Below are 16,639 nucleotides of genomic sequence, written 5' to 3'. Positions count from 1 at the left end.
AGGTGTTGCGAATGACGTTCTCTATCTTGCCTATCGTCGTTTTCGCGTGTCAGCATCGCCCCCATGGACTCCTTCGCCGCACTCCATGACCTGACCGGCAAGGTGGCCGTGGTCACCGGTGGATCCCGCGGCATCGGCCGGGCGATCGCGCAAGCTCTGGCCGAGGCCGGTGCCGATGTCGTCATCGCCTCCCGCAAGGCGGACGCCTGCGAGGCCGCCGCGGCCGAGGTGGCGTCGTCGACCGGTCGGCGGGCCGTCGGCCTCGCCTGCCATGTCGGCCACTGGGACGACTGCGACCGGCTGATCGCCGATGCGGTGGACCGGTTCGGGCGGCTCGACGTCCTGGTCAACAACGCCGGGATGTCCCCGCTGTATCCGAGTCTCGACGCCATCACCGAGGAGCTGTACGACAAGACCCTCGCCGTGAACCTCAAGGGCCCCTTCCGCCTGGCGGTCCTGGCGGCCACGTACATGCGGGACCACGACGGGGGCTCGATCGTCAACATCGGCACGGCCGGCTCCCTGATGGCGAGCGTCAACGAACTCCCCTACGCCTGCGCCAAGTCGGGCCTCAACGCCCTCACGGTGGGCCTCGCCGACGCCTACGCCCCGACCGTGCGCGTCAACGCGATTCTGCCGGGACCGTTCCGCACCGGCGCCGCAAAGGGGTGGGTGACAGACCCGGACGACGCCCCGTTCGTGCCGCTGGGGCGACTCGGGCGCCCCGAGGAGATCGGCCCGCTGGCCGTCCACCTGGCGAGCGCGGCGTCGAGCTTCACGACCGGTGCGGTCATCCGCGTGGACGGCGGCATCACCCGCAAGGTGTGATCCCGAAATCCTGTCCGGCCCCTGGAGTTCTTGTAGACCGCAGGTATGATTTCCACATTCGGAGAATGCAATTTCCGGAGCATGTAACTTTCATCCATGACGTTGGAGGCGGGATGCCTGTCAAGGGGAATGAGCCGACCGGGCCGGAGGCTGCCGCGCCGCACACCGAGCGGCGCATGCTGATCGACGGACAGCTGGTGACGGCACATGAGTCCTACGACTCCCTGAACCCAGCGACGGGTGAACTGCTCGGCCGCGCCCCGGACGCCACGGTCAGTGACGCCGAGGCCGCCGTCGCCGCCGCGCGCCGCGCGTTCGACACCACGACCTGGGCCACCGACCGGGAGTTCCGCGTCCACTGCCTCGACCAGCTCCACGCGGCCCTGGTGGAGCACAAGGAGGAGCTGCGCGAGCTGACGATCGCGGACGTCGGCGCGGCCCGCTCACTCACCCACGGCGCGCAGTTGGAGGACCCGATCGGGATCGTCCGCTACTACGCGGACCTGCTCAGGACCCACCCGCTGACCGAGGAGCTGGGCGAGATCGAGAGCCGCGGTCAGCGCCACCGCCGGTGGGTGGAGAAGGAGGCCGGAGGAGTAGTCGCCGCGATCGTCGCGTACAACTACCCCAACCAGCTCGCGCTCGCCAAGCTCGCCCCCGCGCTCGCCGCCGGATGCACCGTCGTACTCAAGGCGGCGCCCGACACCCCGCTGATCACCCTGGCCCTGGGCGAGTTGATCGCCGAGCACACCGACATCCCGGCCGGCGTCGTCAACATCCTGACCTCGTCCGGCGCGGCCGTGGGCGAGGTCCTGACGACCCACCGCGATGTCGACATGATCACCTTCACCGGCGCCACCGCGACCGGCCGCCGCATCATGGCCGCCGCGAGCGAGACGGTGAAACGGGTCTTCCTCGAACTCGGCGGCAAGTCGGCGATGATCCTCCTGGACGACGCCGACTTCGACACCGCGGCGATGTTCTCGGCGTTCATGATCTGCGTGAACGCGGGGCAGGGCTGCGCCCTGACCTCCCGGCTGCTGGTGCCCGCCGACCGCCACGACGAGATCGTGGAGAAGGTCGCGGCGAACTTCGCCAAGGTCCGCTACGGCGACCCCTCCGACCCCCGGACGTACATGGGGCCCCTGATCAGCGAGCGGCAGCGCGACAAGGTCGACGGCATGGTCCAGCGGGCCGTCGCCGCGGGCGCGAAGCTGGTGACCGGCGGCGAGCGCGTGGACCCCGGCTTCTTCTACACGCCGACGCTGCTGAGCGGCGTCGACCCGGACAGCGAGATCGCCCAGGAAGAGGTCTTCGGCCCGGTCCTCGCCGTTATTCCGTACGAGGGCGACGACGACGCGGTGCGGATCGCCAACAACTCCATCTACGGTCTGTCCGGCGCCGTCCAGAGCCATGACACCGAGCGGGCGATCGCCCTCGCGCGCCGCATCCGCAGCGGAACGTTCAGCATCAACGGCGGCAACTACTTCGCCCCGGACGCGCCCTTCGGCGGCTACCGGCAGTCCGGCATCGGCCGCGAGATGGGCGTCGCGGGCCTTGAGGAGTTCATGCAGCTCAAGACGTTCGGGGTGGTGGCGTGAGCATCCGGCCACTCGAAGGCATCCGCGTCGTCGAAGTGGCCATGTACGGTTTCGTGCCGTCGGCGGGCGCGGTGCTCGCCGACTGGGGCGCGGACGTCGTCAAGGTCGAGCACGCGGTGACCGGTGATCCGCAGCGCGGCCTGAGGCAGACCGGACGGATGCGGGTGGACGGCGACCCCAACCCGAACATCGAGCACGCCAACCGGGGCAAGCGCAGCATCGGCCTGAACATGGCGCACCCCGAGGGCAAGGACGTGCTGCACGAACTCGTCGCCGGCGCCGATGTGTTCCTCACCAGCCTGCTGCCCGCCACCCGGCGCAAACTGGGCATCGACGTGGACGACATCCGCGCGGTCAATCCGCGGATCGTGTACGCGCGGGGCAGCGCCCTGGGCCCGCGCGGACCGGAGTCGGACAAGGGCGGCTACGACATGACCGCCTTCTGGGCGCGGGCCTCCACCGCCGCCAGCATCACCCCGACCGGCCTGGAGGGGATCGTCCCGGCGCCCGTGCCCGCGTACGGGGACACCATCTCCGGCACCAACCTCGCCGGCGGTGTCGCGGCGGCGCTCCTCAAGCGCGAACGCACCGGGGAGACATCAGTGGTCGATGTCTCGCTCCTTGGCAGCGGTGTGTGGGCGATGGGCCACGGTATCGCCCTGTCCCTGCACCTCAAGCAGCCCTGGGTAATGGCCCCGCCGGGCGCCCACGGGTCACCGACCAACCCGCTGACGGGGCTGTACCGCACGGCCGACGGCCGCTATGTGTCGTTGGTGATGATGCAGCCCGCCAAGTACTGGGCCGATGTGTGCCGTCACATCGACCGCCCCGAACTGGCCGACGACCCGCGCTTCGCCACGGCGGAGCAGATCGCCGCGCACACCGGGGACGCGGTGGCCCTGCTGCGTGAGGTCATCGCCACCCGCACGCTCGCGGACTGGGCGGCACGCTTCAGCACCCTGGCCGGTCCTTGGGCTCCGGTGCAGGACTCGCTCCAGGTCGGCGAGGACGTTCAGGTACGGGCGAACGAGTACCTGGTACAGGCCGGCGAACTCGAACTGGCCGCCAATCCCGTGCAGTTCGACGTCGCGGCACCCGAGCTGGGTCCGGCGCCTGAGTTCGCCGCCCAGACGGAGGAGATCCTCCTGGAACTCGGCATGGACTGGGAGCGGATCATCGCGCTGAAGGAAGCGTCGGCGATCACCTGAGCACCGTGACAGGCGTCGGGACCGGCACAGGCGCCGGTCCCGACTCGCCTCACAGTCCCAGCGACTTGGCCACGATGACCTTCATCACCTCACTCGTGCCCCCGTAGATACGCGTGATCCTCGCATCGGTGTACAGCCGCGCGATGGCGTACTCCTGCATGTACCCGTATCCGCCGAAGAGTTGGAGACAGCGGTCGACGGCGCGTGCCTGGACCTCGGTGCAGAAGAGTTTGGTCTTCGCCGCGTCCGCGCCGGACAGTTCACCGTCGATCAGGGCGAGTACGGCCCGGTCGAGCATGGCCTGCGCGGCCTCCACCTCCGTGGCCACGGAGGCGAGTTCGAACTTCGTGTTCTGGAAGGACGCGACCGGCTTCCCGAACACCGTGCGCTCCTTGACGTACGCGACGGTCGCGTCGAGCGCGGCCCGCGCCTGGGCGACCGAGCCGACCGCCACGGTCAGCCGCTCCTGCGGAAGGTTGTGCCCGAGATAGCCGAAGGCCGCGCCCTCCTCGCCCAGGCGGTTCGCGACGGGTACGCGGACCTGGTCGAAGGCCAACTCGACGGTGTCCTGGGCCTTGATGCCCATTTTCTCCAGGACCCGGCCACGGGTGAATCCGGGCATGCCGTCCTCGACCACGAGCAGGGTCAGGCCCGCACGTCGGTCGTCGGGTTCGGTGGAGGTACGGGCGACGACGATGACGAGATCGGCGAGGAGCCCTCCGGTGATGAACGTCTTGGCACCGTTGAGTACGTAGTTCTCGCCGTCGCGCTCGGCCGTGGCACGGATGCCCGCGAGGTCGGATCCGGTGCCGGGCTCGGTCATCGCGATGGCGGTCAGCAGCCGCCCGGACGCGAGCCCGGGGAACCAGCGCTCACGCTGTCCGGCGTCGGCGTAGGCGAGGAAGTACGGGAGGATCACATCGAGTTGGGTGCGTACCGTGCCGAGGGTGACCAGGGCGCGGGCCGCCTCCTCCTGGAGCACGACGTTGTAGCGGTAGTCCGCGACACCCCCTCCCCCGTACTGCTCGGGAATCGCCATGCCCAGCAGGCCGAGCGAGCCGAGGTGGTGGAATGTCTCGCGGGGCAGCCGGCCGGCCCGCTCCCACTCGGTGTAGTGCGGGACGACCTCCTTGGCCACGACGTCGCGGACCAGTTCGCGGAACGCCTCGTGGTCGGGGGTGAAGATGTCACGTCGCATGGGACCGACCTCCGGAAGTCGGGACGGGAGTCAGGGGACGAGTTCGACCAGCGTGGCGTTGGCGGTGCCGCCGCCCTCGCACATGGTCTGGAGGCCGTAGCGGATCCCGTTCTCGCGCATGTGGTGGATCACGCGGGTCATCAGGACCGCGCCGGACGCGCCCAGCGGGTGGCCGAGGGCGATGGCGCCGCCGAGCGGGTTGAGGCGCTCCGGGTCGGCGCCCGTCTCGGCCAGCCAGGCGAGCGGGACCGGCGCGAACGCCTCGTTCACCTCGAACACACCGACCTCCGCGAGGCCGACGCCTGCCGTACGCAGCACTTTCCCGGTCGCCGGAATGGGCCCGGTGAGCATGAGGACGGGGTCGGAGCCGACGACGGCGCCGGCGCGGTACCGCACCAGCGGGGTGAGCCCCAGTTCGCGGGCCCGGTCGGGCGTCGTCACGAGCAGGGCGGCGGCGCCGTCGGAGATCTGTGAGGCGTTGCCCGCGTGGATCAGACCGTCCGCTTGGAAGGAGGGCTTGAGTGTGGCGAGCCGTTCGACGCTGGTGCCGCGCCGCACCCCCTCGTCGGCGCTCACCGACTCGCCGTCCACGGTCACGGGAACGATCTGGGACTCGAAGGCGCCCCGGTCCTGTGCGGCGGCGGCCCGTTCATGGGAGCGCGCCGCGAACGCGTCCACCTGGGCGCGGTCCAGCCCCCACTTCCGCGCGATCTTCTCGGCGGACACACCCTGGTTGAAGTCGAAGTCGTCGTACCGCGCGAAGACCCGGGGCCCGTACGGCTGCCCGCCGGCCTTCGCGGCGCCCAGCGGGACGCGGCTCATGACCTCGACGCCGCCCGCGACGACCACGTCCATCTGCCCGGAGAGCACCGCCTGCACGGCGAAGTCGAGTGCCTGCTGGCTCGATCCGCAGGCCCGGTTGACCGTGGTCCCGGGAATGCTCTCGGGCCAGCCGGCGGCGAGCACCGCGTAGCGTCCTACGTTGCCGGACTGGTCCCCGATCTGGGAGACACAGCCCCAGATCACGTCGTCCACGACGTCCGGGTCGATTCCGCCCCGTTCGGCGAGGGCGGTCAGGACGACGGCGGAGAGGTCGGCGGGGTGCAGGGCGGACAGGCCGCCGTTCCGTTTGCCGATGGGGGTGCGGACCGCTTCCGCGATCACTGCTTCACGCATGCCGTACTTCCTCCGTGGGCCGGTTGGGGGACACCGGCGCGGGCACCGCCCAGTGGCCGGTGAAGACGGGATCGCGCCGCTCGGCGAAGGCCGCGTACGCCTCGGCGGCGTCCGCCGTCGCGAAGTTGACCGACTGGGCCCGTGCCTCGCCCGCGAGCGCTTCGCGCAGGGTGCGGTTCGCGCCCTCGTTCAGGAGTGCCTTGGTCTGGGCGAGGGCGATCTCCGGGCCGGCGGCCAGCCGGGTGCCGAGACCGGAGACGAAGGCGTCGATCTCCGGCTCGGGCACGACCCAGGTCACCAGGCCGAGGGCGCGGGCCTGTTCGGCGTCGATCGACTCGGCGAGCAGGGCGAGGCGTTTCGCCTGTTGCAGTCCGACGAGTCGCGGTAGGAGCCAGGAGCCGCCGAGGTCGAGGGAGAGTCCGCGGCGCGCGAAGATCTGCGCGAACCGGGCCTGCGGTGTGGCCACCACGAGGTCGCAGCCGAGCGCGAGGTTCCAGCCCGCGCCGACGGCCACGCCGGTGACCTTGGCGACGGTGGGGACCGGGAGTTCGTGGAGCAGGAGCGCGATGTCGGTCAGGGTGCGCATACGGTGCAGGGGGTGCACGCCGGACCGGCCGCCGGAGAGATCGGCGCCCGAGCAGAACGCGCCACCCGCGCCCGTCAGGACGAGCACGCGGACATCGCGGTCCTCACCCGCCGTACCGAGGGCGTCCCGGAGGGCGGCCCACAGGGCGGGGTCGAGCGCGTTCTTGCGGTGGGGCCGGTTCAGGGTGAGGGTCCGCACTCCGTCATCGGTGTCGTGGGTCAGGAGTACGGGGGTCGGCGCGTCGCTCACGACGTGCCTCCCTCGCCGTGCACGTCGTGCACCTCGGACGCCTCGTATCCCTCGTACGCGGGGCCGATGGCTCCCTGGGCGCGCAGGGCGCCGATCTCCTCAGTGCTGAGGCCGAGTTCGGCGAGTACGGCGTCGGTGTGCCGGCCGAGGCCAGGCACCGCGCCCATCGGCGCCTCGAACCCGGAGATGACGGGAGGCGGCAGCAGCGCGGGCACGGGACCCGCCGGCGTTTCCACAGGGCGCCACCGGTCCCGGGCGGCGAGATGCGGGTGGGCATTGACGTAACTCGGTGTGTTGAAGCGGGAGTTGCCGATACCCGTCGCGTCCGCGCGGCTCTGCACGGTCGCCAGATCGCGGCCCGCGCACCAGGCGCCGATCGCCGCGTCGAGCAGGTCGCGGTGGGCGACGCGGCCGGGGTTGGTACGGAAGCGCTCGTCGTCGGCGAGGTCCGGGCGGTCGATCAACTCCCGTGCCAGGCGCTGCCATTCACGGTCGTTGGTGGTGCCGAGGACGACGGTTTGCCCGTCCGCGGTGCGGTACGCGCCGTACGGGGCGACGGCGGGGGAACTCATGCCGATCGGGTCCGGTTCCAGGCCGGAGTGCCGGGTGTAGGTGAGCGCGTACCCCATCAGCTCCGTCATGGTGTCGAACAGGCTGACCGCCACCGAGGGCGCCGGGCCCGGGAGACGGCCCTTCCCGGCCGCGTACAACAGGGACAGGACGGAGATGGCCGCGTACAGGCCGGTGCAGGCGTCGGCGACGGGGGGTCCCGGTTTGGCCGGGGCGCCCGGGTGGCCGGTGATCGAGCAGACGCCCGACTCGGCCTGGACGAGCAGGTCGTAGGCGCGTTTGTGGGACAGGGGTCCGCCCCGGCCGTAGCCGTCGATCTCCACGGGGATGACGTGCGGGTGACGGTGTGTCAGGTCGTCGGGTGCGATGCCGAGCCGTGCCGTGGTGCCGGGGGTGAGGTTGGAGACGAGGACGTCGGCGCGGTCGAGGAGACGGTGCAGGAGGTCGAGGCCCGCGTCGGTCTTGAGGTCGATCGTCACGGACTCCTTGCCCCGGTTGACCCAGACGAAGTGCGCGGCCTGTCCCTTCACCACGTCGTCGTAGTGGCGGGCGAAGTCACCGCCGTCCGGGTTCTCCACCTTGATGACGCGGGCGCCGAGGTCGCCGAGTGTCCGGGTGCACAGCGGCGCGGAGACGGCCTGTTCCAGGGCGAGCACCGTGACGCCCTCAAGGGGGCCGGGCGTCGCCGCAGGGCGGGGGTTCGGCATCACATCACCAGGCCGCCGTCCACCGGCAGGACCTGGCCGGTGACGAACGAGGCGGCGTCGGATGCGAGGAAGACGAAGGCGGGGGCGACCTCCTCGGGCTCGGCCCAGCGGCCCATGGGGATACGGGCGAGCATGGGGGCCGCGAACTTCTCGTGGGTGCGGATGGTCTCCGTCATGGGCGTGGCGGCGAGGGGGGCGAGGGCGTTGACGGTGATCTGCCGGCGCGCCAACTCGCGGGCGAGCGACTTCGTCAGGCCGAGGATGCCGGCCTTGGCGGCGGAGTAGTTGACCTGGCCGAGCGTTCCGGTGAGTCCGGCGGACGAGGTGACATTGATGATGCGGCCCGTGCCGTCCGTGGGCAGGAAGGGCAGGGCGGCCTGCGCACAGCGGAAGGCGCCCATCAGATGGATGTCCACGAGGCGCTGCACGTCGTCGTCCTTGAGGTCGGCGAACATCGCGGGCGCGGTCACGCCCGCGTTGTTCACCAGGACGTGCAGCCTGCCGCCGGTCAGGGCCGCCGCGCGGGCCGCCGCGTCGTCGGCCGCCGCCCGGTCCCGTACGTCGAGGCCCGTACTGTCCGCCGTGCCACCGGCGGCACGGATGCGCTCGGCGGTGCTCTCGGCGGCCGAGCCGTCCAGGTCGGTGACGAGCACGGCGGCACCGGCCTGGGCCAGTGCGCGTGCCACGGCGGAGCCGATACCGCCGGCCGCGCCGGTGACCAGCGCCGAGCGTCCTGTGAGATCGAATGGGGCGGCGTGATCCGTCATGGCCTGCCTCCTGGGTGGGTGTGGGTCGGGGCCGCGCAGGCGTCCGTCCCCGGCCGCGCGGGCCGGGGACGGCGGTCTTCCCTGGGTCACTCGGGGCGCGACGTCACTTCGGGCGCGAGATCACTTCGGGCGGGGCGTCACTTCGACGCGGCGGCCACGGCGGCGCGGGCCCGGGAGCGGTAGCCCTCCAGCTTCTCGGACGGCTGCACCACGCGGTGGCTGCGGGACCGGACGCTCACGTCGTGCCCGGCGGCGGCCTGCCGCAGCGCCCCGACGGTGGCCTGCTCGCGCGGGACGGAGCGGAACGGGTCGAAGGAGAACCAGCGCATCGCGTTCTCATGGGTCATCTTGTCGATGTCGTCGTCCGGCACCTGGCACCGGTCCATGACCTCGCCCAACTCCTCGGGCGCGCCCGGCCACATCGAGTCGCTGTGCGGGTAGTCCGCCTCCCAGCAGATGTTGTCGATGCCGATGTCGTGCCGCAGACGGATCCCGAGCGGGTCGCTGATGAAGCAGGTGAGGAAGTGCTCGCGGAACACCTCGCTGGGCAGCTTGCCGCCGAAGTCCTGGAGGGTCCAGGTCGCGTGCATCTCGAAGGTGCGGTCGACGCGCTCCAGGAAGTACGGGATCCAGCCGGTGCCGCCCTCGGACAGCGCGATCTTCAGGTCGGGGTAGTCCTTCACGGGCCGCGACCACAGCAGGTCGGCGGCGGCCGAGACGATGTTCATCGGCTGGAGCGTGATCATCACGTCCGGCGGCGAGTCGACCGCGGGGATCGTCAGCCGTCCGGATGAGCCGATGTGGACGGACAGGACGGTGTCGGTGTCGGACAGCGCCCGCCACAGCGGGTTCCAGTGCGGGTCGTGGAAGCTCGGGTAGCCCAGCGCCGCCGGATTCTCGGTGAAGGTCAGCGAGTGGCACCCCTTGGCGGCCACCCGGCGCACCTCGGCGGCGCACAGCTCGGCGTCCCAGATCGCCGGGAGCGCCATGGGGATGAAGCGGCCGGGGTAGGCCGCGCACCACTCGTCGATGTGCCAGTCGTTGTACGCCCGTACGAGTGCGAGGGAGAAGTCGGAGTCCTCGGTGGCGAAGAGGCGGGCCGCGAAGCCGGGGAACGAGGGGAAGTTCATCGAGGCGAGCATGCCGCCCGCGTTCATGTCCTTCACCCGTTCGTGCACGTCGTAGCAGCCGGGGCGGATCTCGTCCAGCCCCTGCGGCTCCATGCCGTACTCCTCCTTGGGACGGCCGGCCACCGCGTTGAGCGCCGCGTTGGGGATGACGGTGTCGCGGAACTGCCACACGTCGGTGCCGTCGTCGCGGTGCACGAGCCGCGGCGCGTCGTCCCGGTACTTCTCCGGGAGGTGGTTCACGAACATGTCGGGCGGTTCGATGATGTGGTCGTCGACACTGATCAGGATCATGTCGTCCCGGTGCATGTCGGTCCTTTCCTTCGGCTCGTACGCCGTCAGGCGCGGTGGGGCTCGGTCGCGCTCAAGCGCGCTCGGTCGCGATCGGTCGCGCTCACGCACGGTCGGACGCGGCCATTTCGGACGCGTTCATTTCGGACGCGTTCAGTCGGACGCGGGCAGCGGCTTGGCCGCCTTCAGGTCCATCGGGACGCCGTCGCAGCGGAGCGAGCCCGAGCCGGAGGCGGTGCACAGCAGCTCAAGCGTCCCGTCGGCGTTCACATAGCGTTTGCCGATGAGCGTGCCGGAGCCGGGGGCGGTGCCCGGCGCGTGCGGGGGTCCCGCGGAGGTGGCGGGAACCATCGGTCCGTCCCCGCAGGTGAGGTCCGGGTGTCCGGCGGCCGGAGCACGGACGACGACCACTCTCGTGCCGCACACGGTGCTGGCCAGTTGGACACCGGGACGCAGGCTCTGGGCCGGTGACGTCATGGCGACTCCCCTCTCATCAGGTGGAAACTATCTTCTCCCAAAGCGGGAATCAACCATCCGTACGCAACATTCCGCGCGGACCCGAGTGCCGCCCACCCGGACGTTGACGTGACCCCACCCCCATGAAACGCTGACCCGTAGTATGGGAAACGTAATTCTCATTTGCGAGAACAGGAGTGGTTTCCGTGTCCTCCTCCACCGACGACCTGATGGCCATCCATCAACTCCTCGCGCGCTACGCGGTGACCATCACGCAGGGCGACATCGACGGTCTCCTCTCCGTCTTCACCCCGGACGGGACGTACAGCGCCTTCGGCGACACCTACCCCCTGGCGGAGTTCCCCGCGCTGGTGGCCGCCGCCCCCCAGGGCCTGTTCCTGACGGGCACGGCACTGATCGAACTCGACGGCACGGGGGACGGTGACTCGGCCAGGGGCACCCAACCGCTCTGCTTCGTCGACCACGCGACCCACGAGCTGCGCATCGGCTACTACCAGGACACCTATCGGCGCACCCCGGACGGATGGCGCCTGCGCACCCGCGCCATGACCTTCATCCGGCGCAGCGGGGCCCACGATTCCGGTCGCCCGCACGCCTTCGACCGCGGCAGCGCATGAGGACAGCCGAGTTCAGGGCGGACCTGGTGGCCTGGCTCGACACGCACGACCTGACCCCCGGCGCCGATCACTCCCTGGACGGCCAGGTCGCCCAACTCGGCCGGGTCCGGCGGGCGCTGTACGAGGCGGGTTGGATGCGGTACGGCTGGCCGGAGCCGGTCGGCGGACTCGGCGGTCCCGCCGTCCTGCGGGCCGTGCTCGGCGAGGAGGTGGCCACCCGTGGCCTCGCCGAGCCCGGCATCTACTCGATGGTCGAGGTACTCGCCCCGACATTGATCTCCTACGCTCCTCCCGCGCTGGCCGCCGACATGGTCCCGAGGCTTCTCGACGGCAGTGAGCAGTGGTGTCAGGGCTTCTCCGAACCCGGCTCGGGCAGTGACCTCGCGTCCCTGTCCACGCGGGCCGAACAGCGTGGCGACGACTGGGTGGTGACGGGGCAGAAGGTGTGGACGAGCCTCGCCCAGTACGCCGCCCGCTGTGTCCTGCTCACCCGCACGGCGCCGGGGCACGACGGCATCACGGCGTTCTTCGTCGACATGGACTCGCCCGGTGTCACGGTCCGTCCGCTGCGCACGATGCACGGGGTCGACGAGTTCGCCGAGGTGTTCTTCGACGAGGTGGTGGTGCCGGGCGACCGGATGCTCGGCCGCCCCGGCGACGGCTGGCGGCTCGCCATGGACCTGCTCCCGCACGAGCGCTCCACCTGCTTCTGGCACCGCGTCGCGCACCTCTACACACGTCTGGACCGGCTGCTCGCCGAGACGCGGGAGCGGGACGACGCCGCCATCGGTGCCGCCTATCTCGCGCTGCACACCATCCGCTGCCGCTCCCACGCGACGCAGCGACGCCTGGCCGACGGCAAACCGCTCGGGCCGGAGACATCGATCGACAAGGTCCTCCTGGCCTCCGCCGAGCAACAGCTCTTCGACACCGTGCGCGACCTGCTGCCGGGAGTCGTGGAACTGGCCGACACACCGTGGCGGCAGGAGTTCCTGTACGCGCGCGCGGCGACCATCTACGGCGGCACGGCCGAGATCCAGCGCAACATCATCGCCCGCCGCCTGCTCGACCTGGGAAAGGAGTGAAGGCCCTATGCGCGACGGCCATATGAGCGTGGAGACGGCCGAGTTGGAGCTGCTGGCCGAGAGCCTGCGCAAGACGATGGCGACCCACTCCGGCGCCGCTCTGGACACGGCACTCGCCGACCTCGGCTGGCCCGAGATGCTGGCCGAGACGCCCGGTGAGACGGTCCCGCTGGTCTTCCGGCTGCTCGGCGAGAGCGGCGCCCATGCCCCCGTACTGAACGACGTGGTACTGCACGTGGCGGGCGGCTCCCTCGGGGGGACCGTCGCGCTGCCGTACGCGGGCGGCGCCTGGGTCGTCTGGGAGCGGGCCGACTCGCCGGCGACCGGGTCCGGGCTGGACGGTGAGCTGCCGCTGCGGTCCGCGCCGGCCGGCGAACCCGTACCGCTCGCCGCCGGCCGCCTGGCGCTCGGCTGGTGGCTGGTCGGCACCTCCCGGGCGATGCTGACCCTCGCACGCGAACACGCCCTGGACCGCGTGCAGTTCGGCAGGCCGCTCGCGTCCTTCCAGGCCGTCCGGCACCGGCTCGCCGAAGCCCTGGTGGCCGTCGAGGGCGCGGAGGCGACGCTGCGCGCGGCGGACGACGACCTCGGGTCGCTGCTCGCCAAGGCGGCGGCGGGCCGGGCGGCACTGACGGCCGCCCTGCACTGCCAGCAGATACTCGGCGGCATCGGCTTCACGGCCGAGCACGACCTGCACCGGCATGTGCGCCGCGCCTACGTTCTGGACGGACTCCTCGGCAGCGCACGGGAGTTGACCCGCGAGGCGGGGGCGCTGTTGCGCGAGCGGGGAACGGCACCGCGCCTGGCGAACCTGTGACAGCACCTCCGGGCACTCCGCCTGTGAGAGTGCCCGGGTACGGACTGAGAGTGCCCGGGTACGGACGACGCACCGGTGCCTGGATTGCGCCTCGGGGGAACGGGGGCCGATCGCCTGACCGTACGGCCTACCGCAGCTTCCGCTTCATCTCATCGAGCCGCGCCAGGATCGGATAGCCGGTGACGCTCAGCGCGTTGCCGTGCCCGGTCTGGTGGATGTCGAACACGGACTGCACCGCGGCGTGGAAACCCTGTACGTCGAGGGACTGGTTGACGGCCCGCTTGGCCTGCCGCAGACCGAAGGACGGCATGGCCGCGATACGTTCCGCCAGCTCCCGGGTCTCGGTGTCGAGCCGGTCGCGGGGCACCACCTTGTTGACCATGCCGACCTTCTCGGCCTCGTCGGCCGTCAGCGGGCGCCCGGTGAAGAGGATCTCCTTGGCCTTGCGGGCGCCCAACTCCCAGGTGTGCCCGTGGTATTCGACGCCGCCGATGCCCATGGTGACGACCGGGTCCGAGAACAGGGCGTCCTCGGCGGCGACGATGAGGTCGCACGGCCAGCAGAGCATCAGGCCGCCCGCGATGCAGCGACCTTGGACGGCGGCGATCGACGGCTTGGGAATGTTGCGCCAGCGCAGCGTGTAGTCGAGATAGCGGCGACTCTCCGCCCCGTAGATCCACTCCAGCGTGATCTCGTCGGGGGACGGCCACCGGTCGTTGAGGTCGTGCCCGGCGGAGAAGTGCTTGCCCTCGGCGCGTACGACGATGACGGCGACCTCACTGTCGTCGGCGGCCCGGGTCCATGCCGCGTCGAGTTCGTCGAGCAGCTCACTGTTCTGGGCGTTGGCGACCTCGGGCCGGTTCAGGGTGAGGGTCGCGATGCGGTCCTTGACCTCGTACAGGATGTTCATGGCGGCTCCTCAGCCTCGGGGCAGGCCGAGCACGCGCTCGGCGATGATCGTGCGCTGGATCTCGGAGGTCCCGCCCGCGATGGTCCCGGCGAAGCTGCGTGTGTAGCGCTGGAACCAGCTACCGGCGAAGTCCTCCCAGTGCAGCGGGGCGTACGGGGCGGTGGTGGCCGGGTGGGTGAGTCCGTCGGGCCCCGCCGACTCCAGCGCCTTCTCCGCCGCCTGCTGCACGGCCTCCGAGCCGAGCAGTTTCAGTACGGACAGGGCGGGCACGTCCTGCTCGCCGCGGGCGGCGCGGGCCAGTGCCTGGGAGCCGAGCAGTCGCAGCGCCTGGGCGTCCATGGCGAGCGTCGCGTACCAGTCCTTGTCCAGCGCGGTCGACGGGCGGGCGTCCCGCAGGAGTTCCTCCATGCGCTCGGTGAAGCTCAGCCACAGCAGGGTGCGTTCGTGCCCGAGCGAGCCGTTCGCCACCCGCCAGCCCTCGTTCAGCGGGCCGACGAGATTCTCCGCGGGGACATGGACGTCCTCGAAGAACACCTCGTTGAAGTCGAGGTCGTCGCGGGCGGTGAGCGAGCCGAAGGGCCGGCAGGTCACGCCCGGTGTGTCGGTGGGGATCAGCAGGACGCTGATGCCGCGGTGCTTGGGTGCGTCGGGGTCGGTGCGGACGAAGGTGAGCAGGACGTCGGCGTCGTGCGCACCGGACGTCCACACCTTCTGGCCGTTGACCGTGAAGCCGTCGTCCACCGGGACGGCGCGGGTGCGCAGCGACGCCAGATCGGATCCGGCGCCGGGCTCGCTCATGCCGAGCGCGGCGGTCCGCTCGGCGCGCAGGATGGGCACGGCCCAGCGCTGCTTCTGCTCGTCGGTGCCGAAGGAGAGCAGGGAGGCCGCGACGATGCCGAGGCCCTGCGGGTTGAAGCTGTGGTAGATGCGGCGCCTGGACAGCTCTTCCAGGTGCACGTACTGCTGGAGGATGGTGGCGTTCCGTCCGCCGAACTCGGGCGGGTTGCCGGGCAGCAGCCAGCCCTCGTCGAACAGCAGCCGCTGCCAGCGCCGGGCCCACGCGGGGATGTCGGCGGTGGAGTGGGAGCGTTCGGCGGTCTCGGCCTCGGCGGGCAGGTGCGCGGACAGGAAGGCGTCGAACTCGGCCCGGAAGGACTCGACTTCGGCGTCGAAGGTCAGCCTCATGATGCTCCTTGACTCTGCTCCGGCGTGCGACTCCGTTCCGCTTCACGACTCCGTTCCGCTTCACGACTTCGCTCCGCTTCACGACTCCCTTCCGGCGCGCGACTCCGCTCCGGCCCCTGTGACCCTTGCCGCAGGTCCTCGGCGATCAGTGCCCGGTGCTCGGCCGCGCCGCCCAGCAGCAGTTCGCCCGCCTTGGCCCGCTTGAGCGCGAACTGAAGGTCGTTCTCCCAGGTGATGCCCATCGCCCCGAACAGTTGGACGCCGTGCCGGAACACCAGGGACTGGCACTCTCCGGCCGCCGCCTTGGCCATGGAGGCGGCGACTCGGCGGCGCGGGTCGTCGGAGGCGATGGTCAGCGCCGCGTAGTACGCGAGGGCGCGGGCCCGCTCGACGGCGACATACATGTCGGCCGCCTTGTGCTGGACGGCCTGGAAGGATCCGACGGGCGCCCCGAACTGCTTTCGTGTACGGACATGGTCCAGCGTCAGATCGAGGACCCGGCGACAGGCCCCGACCATCGTCATCGCCATCCCGGCGAGGGCGACCGCGCGCGCGTGATCCGGTGCGGCGGCGCTCACCCGGGCGTCCTCGGTGACCCGCGCCTCGGGGAAGGAGACCTCGGCCATGTGCAGTAGCGGATCGAGGACCGGCGTCCGCTCCGCGCTCGCCACTCCGGCCGGGACGGCGAACACCCCCTCGCCGGTGACGACGGCCAACCAGTCGGCCCGGTCGCCGTCCAGGACATGACGGACGGTGCCGTCCAGCACCCAGCCACGTCCGTCGCGCGTCGCCCGCACCCCGTCGACGGCGGCGCCGCACTCCCCCGGCCGGACCAGGCCCTCCGGCACCAGCGGGGCGAAGTGGGTCAGGGTGGCAAGGTACGGGGTGGGGTCGGCGACCCGCCCCAACTCCTCCAGGACGATGGCCAGTTCGACCGCGTCGGCGGGATCGGTCAGCTCGGTCCAGCCGAGTCGGGTGTACGTACGCCAGAGCGGGTCCGGGTCGGCGCCCTCGTCGGCCACCGCACGCACCAGCGCGGCCGGGCACTCCTTGGCGACGACATCGCGGACGGTGTCCCGCCACAGCCGCTGATCGTCGTCGAACTCGAAGAGCATCGCCGCCTCCAGAATGGTCGCCGCCGGGCCGGAGCCCAGGTGGGCAGGTCCGATACGAGACCCGGGCGATAATATCGTTCTCGCGAAGGGAAAGTAATAGTCTCACACTGGAACACGACTTCGAG

Annotated in this window: 16 protein-coding genes; 6 read left to right on the top strand and 10 right to left on the bottom strand. The window is 71.0% G+C overall.

Annotation, left to right across the window (positions count from 1 at the left end; all coding sequences use genetic code 11):
- Nucleotides 1–63: 63 nt before the first annotated feature.
- The 3 genes from ACFVT5_RS08085 to ACFVT5_RS08075 all read left to right on the top strand — a co-directional run bounded on the left by ACFVT5_RS08085 (nt 64) and on the right by ACFVT5_RS08075 (nt 3,637).
- Nucleotides 64–828 carry an SDR family NAD(P)-dependent oxidoreductase gene (locus ACFVT5_RS08085; RefSeq protein WP_389882697.1) on the top strand — a complete coding sequence of 255 codons (765 nt, stop codon included), beginning with the start codon at nt 64–66 and terminating at the stop codon, nt 826–828.
- A gap of 113 nt (nt 829–941) precedes the next feature.
- Nucleotides 942–2,429 carry an aldehyde dehydrogenase family protein gene (locus ACFVT5_RS08080; RefSeq protein ID WP_389882695.1) on the top strand — a complete coding sequence of 496 codons (1,488 nt, stop codon included), beginning with the start codon at nt 942–944 and terminating at the stop codon, nt 2,427–2,429.
- Entirely contained in the window at nt 2,426–3,637 is a 1,212-nt protein-coding gene (locus tag ACFVT5_RS08075) for a CaiB/BaiF CoA transferase family protein (protein ID WP_389882693.1), read from the top strand. The genes ACFVT5_RS08080 and ACFVT5_RS08075 overlap by 4 nt, the downstream gene beginning before the upstream one ends.
- 49 nt (nt 3,638–3,686) lie before the next feature.
- Here ACFVT5_RS08075 and ACFVT5_RS08070 read toward each other — a convergent pair whose 3' ends face one another.
- The 7 genes from ACFVT5_RS08070 to ACFVT5_RS08040 all read right to left on the bottom strand — a co-directional run bounded on the left by ACFVT5_RS08070 (nt 3,687) and on the right by ACFVT5_RS08040 (nt 10,785).
- Nucleotides 3,687–4,835, bottom strand: coding sequence for an acyl-CoA dehydrogenase family protein (locus ACFVT5_RS08070; RefSeq protein WP_389882691.1), 1,149 nt, complete (start codon nt 4,833–4,835; stop codon nt 3,687–3,689).
- Nucleotides 4,836–4,865: 30 nt separating this feature from the next.
- Nucleotides 4,866–6,011: a thiolase family protein gene (locus ACFVT5_RS08065; protein ID WP_389882687.1), complete on the bottom strand. Its 1,146-nt coding sequence runs from the start codon at nt 6,009–6,011 to the stop codon at nt 4,866–4,868.
- Nucleotides 6,004–6,846 (bottom strand): enoyl-CoA hydratase/isomerase family protein, encoded by an 843-nt coding sequence (locus ACFVT5_RS08060; RefSeq protein WP_389882685.1) that lies wholly within the window; start codon nt 6,844–6,846, stop codon nt 6,004–6,006. The genes ACFVT5_RS08065 and ACFVT5_RS08060 overlap by 8 nt, the downstream gene beginning before the upstream one ends.
- Nucleotides 6,843–8,123, bottom strand: a complete 1,281-nt coding sequence (locus ACFVT5_RS08055) for a CaiB/BaiF CoA transferase family protein (RefSeq protein WP_389882683.1) — start codon at nt 8,121–8,123, stop codon at nt 6,843–6,845. The genes ACFVT5_RS08060 and ACFVT5_RS08055 overlap by 4 nt, the downstream gene beginning before the upstream one ends.
- Nucleotides 8,123–8,890, bottom strand: a complete 768-nt coding sequence (locus ACFVT5_RS08050; RefSeq protein ID WP_389882681.1) for an SDR family NAD(P)-dependent oxidoreductase — start codon at nt 8,888–8,890, stop codon at nt 8,123–8,125. Before ACFVT5_RS08050 ends, ACFVT5_RS08055 begins: the two co-directional genes overlap by 1 nt.
- A gap of 137 nt (nt 8,891–9,027) precedes the next feature.
- Nucleotides 9,028–10,326 carry an amidohydrolase family protein gene (locus ACFVT5_RS08045; protein ID WP_389882679.1) on the bottom strand — a complete coding sequence of 433 codons (1,299 nt, stop codon included), beginning with the start codon at nt 10,324–10,326 and terminating at the stop codon, nt 9,028–9,030.
- Nucleotides 10,327–10,461: 135 nt separating this feature from the next.
- Entirely contained in the window at nt 10,462–10,785 is a 324-nt protein-coding gene (locus ACFVT5_RS08040; RefSeq protein ID WP_389882677.1) for a hypothetical protein, read from the bottom strand.
- Between the two features lie 185 nt (nt 10,786–10,970).
- On the opposite strand from ACFVT5_RS08040, the gene ACFVT5_RS08035 reads away from it, so the two are divergent.
- From ACFVT5_RS08035 to ACFVT5_RS08025, 3 genes are read left to right on the top strand one after another with little or no spacing between them, the layout of a single operon-like run.
- Nucleotides 10,971–11,402: a nuclear transport factor 2 family protein gene (locus ACFVT5_RS08035; RefSeq protein ID WP_389882675.1), complete on the top strand. Its 432-nt coding sequence runs from the start codon at nt 10,971–10,973 to the stop codon at nt 11,400–11,402.
- Entirely contained in the window at nt 11,399–12,487 is a 1,089-nt protein-coding gene (locus tag ACFVT5_RS08030) for an acyl-CoA dehydrogenase family protein (RefSeq protein WP_389882673.1), read from the top strand. Before ACFVT5_RS08035 ends, ACFVT5_RS08030 begins: the two co-directional genes overlap by 4 nt.
- 7 nt (nt 12,488–12,494) lie before the next feature.
- Nucleotides 12,495–13,304, top strand: coding sequence for an acyl-CoA dehydrogenase family protein (locus ACFVT5_RS08025; RefSeq protein WP_389882671.1), 810 nt, complete (start codon nt 12,495–12,497; stop codon nt 13,302–13,304).
- Nucleotides 13,305–13,431: 127 nt separating this feature from the next.
- On the opposite strand, the gene ACFVT5_RS08020 is transcribed toward ACFVT5_RS08025, so the two are convergent.
- From ACFVT5_RS08020 to ACFVT5_RS08010, 3 genes are read right to left on the bottom strand one after another with little or no spacing between them, the layout of a single operon-like run.
- The gene (locus tag ACFVT5_RS08020; RefSeq protein ID WP_389882669.1) at nt 13,432–14,214 is read right to left on the bottom strand and encodes an enoyl-CoA hydratase; all 783 of its coding nucleotides are present in this window, start codon (nt 14,212–14,214) and stop codon (nt 13,432–13,434) included.
- Nucleotides 14,215–14,223: 9 nt separating this feature from the next.
- Nucleotides 14,224–15,399 (bottom strand): acyl-CoA dehydrogenase family protein, encoded by a 1,176-nt coding sequence (locus ACFVT5_RS08015; RefSeq protein WP_389882667.1) that lies wholly within the window; start codon nt 15,397–15,399, stop codon nt 14,224–14,226.
- Nucleotides 15,396–16,514, bottom strand: coding sequence for an acyl-CoA dehydrogenase family protein (locus tag ACFVT5_RS08010; protein ID WP_389882665.1), 1,119 nt, complete (start codon nt 16,512–16,514; stop codon nt 15,396–15,398). The genes ACFVT5_RS08015 and ACFVT5_RS08010 overlap by 4 nt, the downstream gene beginning before the upstream one ends.
- Between the last annotated feature and the right edge of the window lie 125 nt (nt 16,515–16,639).

The sequence above is a fragment of the Streptomyces sp. NPDC058001 genome (assembly GCF_042886315.1).
Lineage (GTDB): Bacteria > Actinomycetota > Actinomycetes > Streptomycetales > Streptomycetaceae > Streptomyces.
The sequence above is the reverse complement of the archived record's forward strand: the minus strand, read 5'-3'. Positions and strand labels throughout refer to the sequence as shown.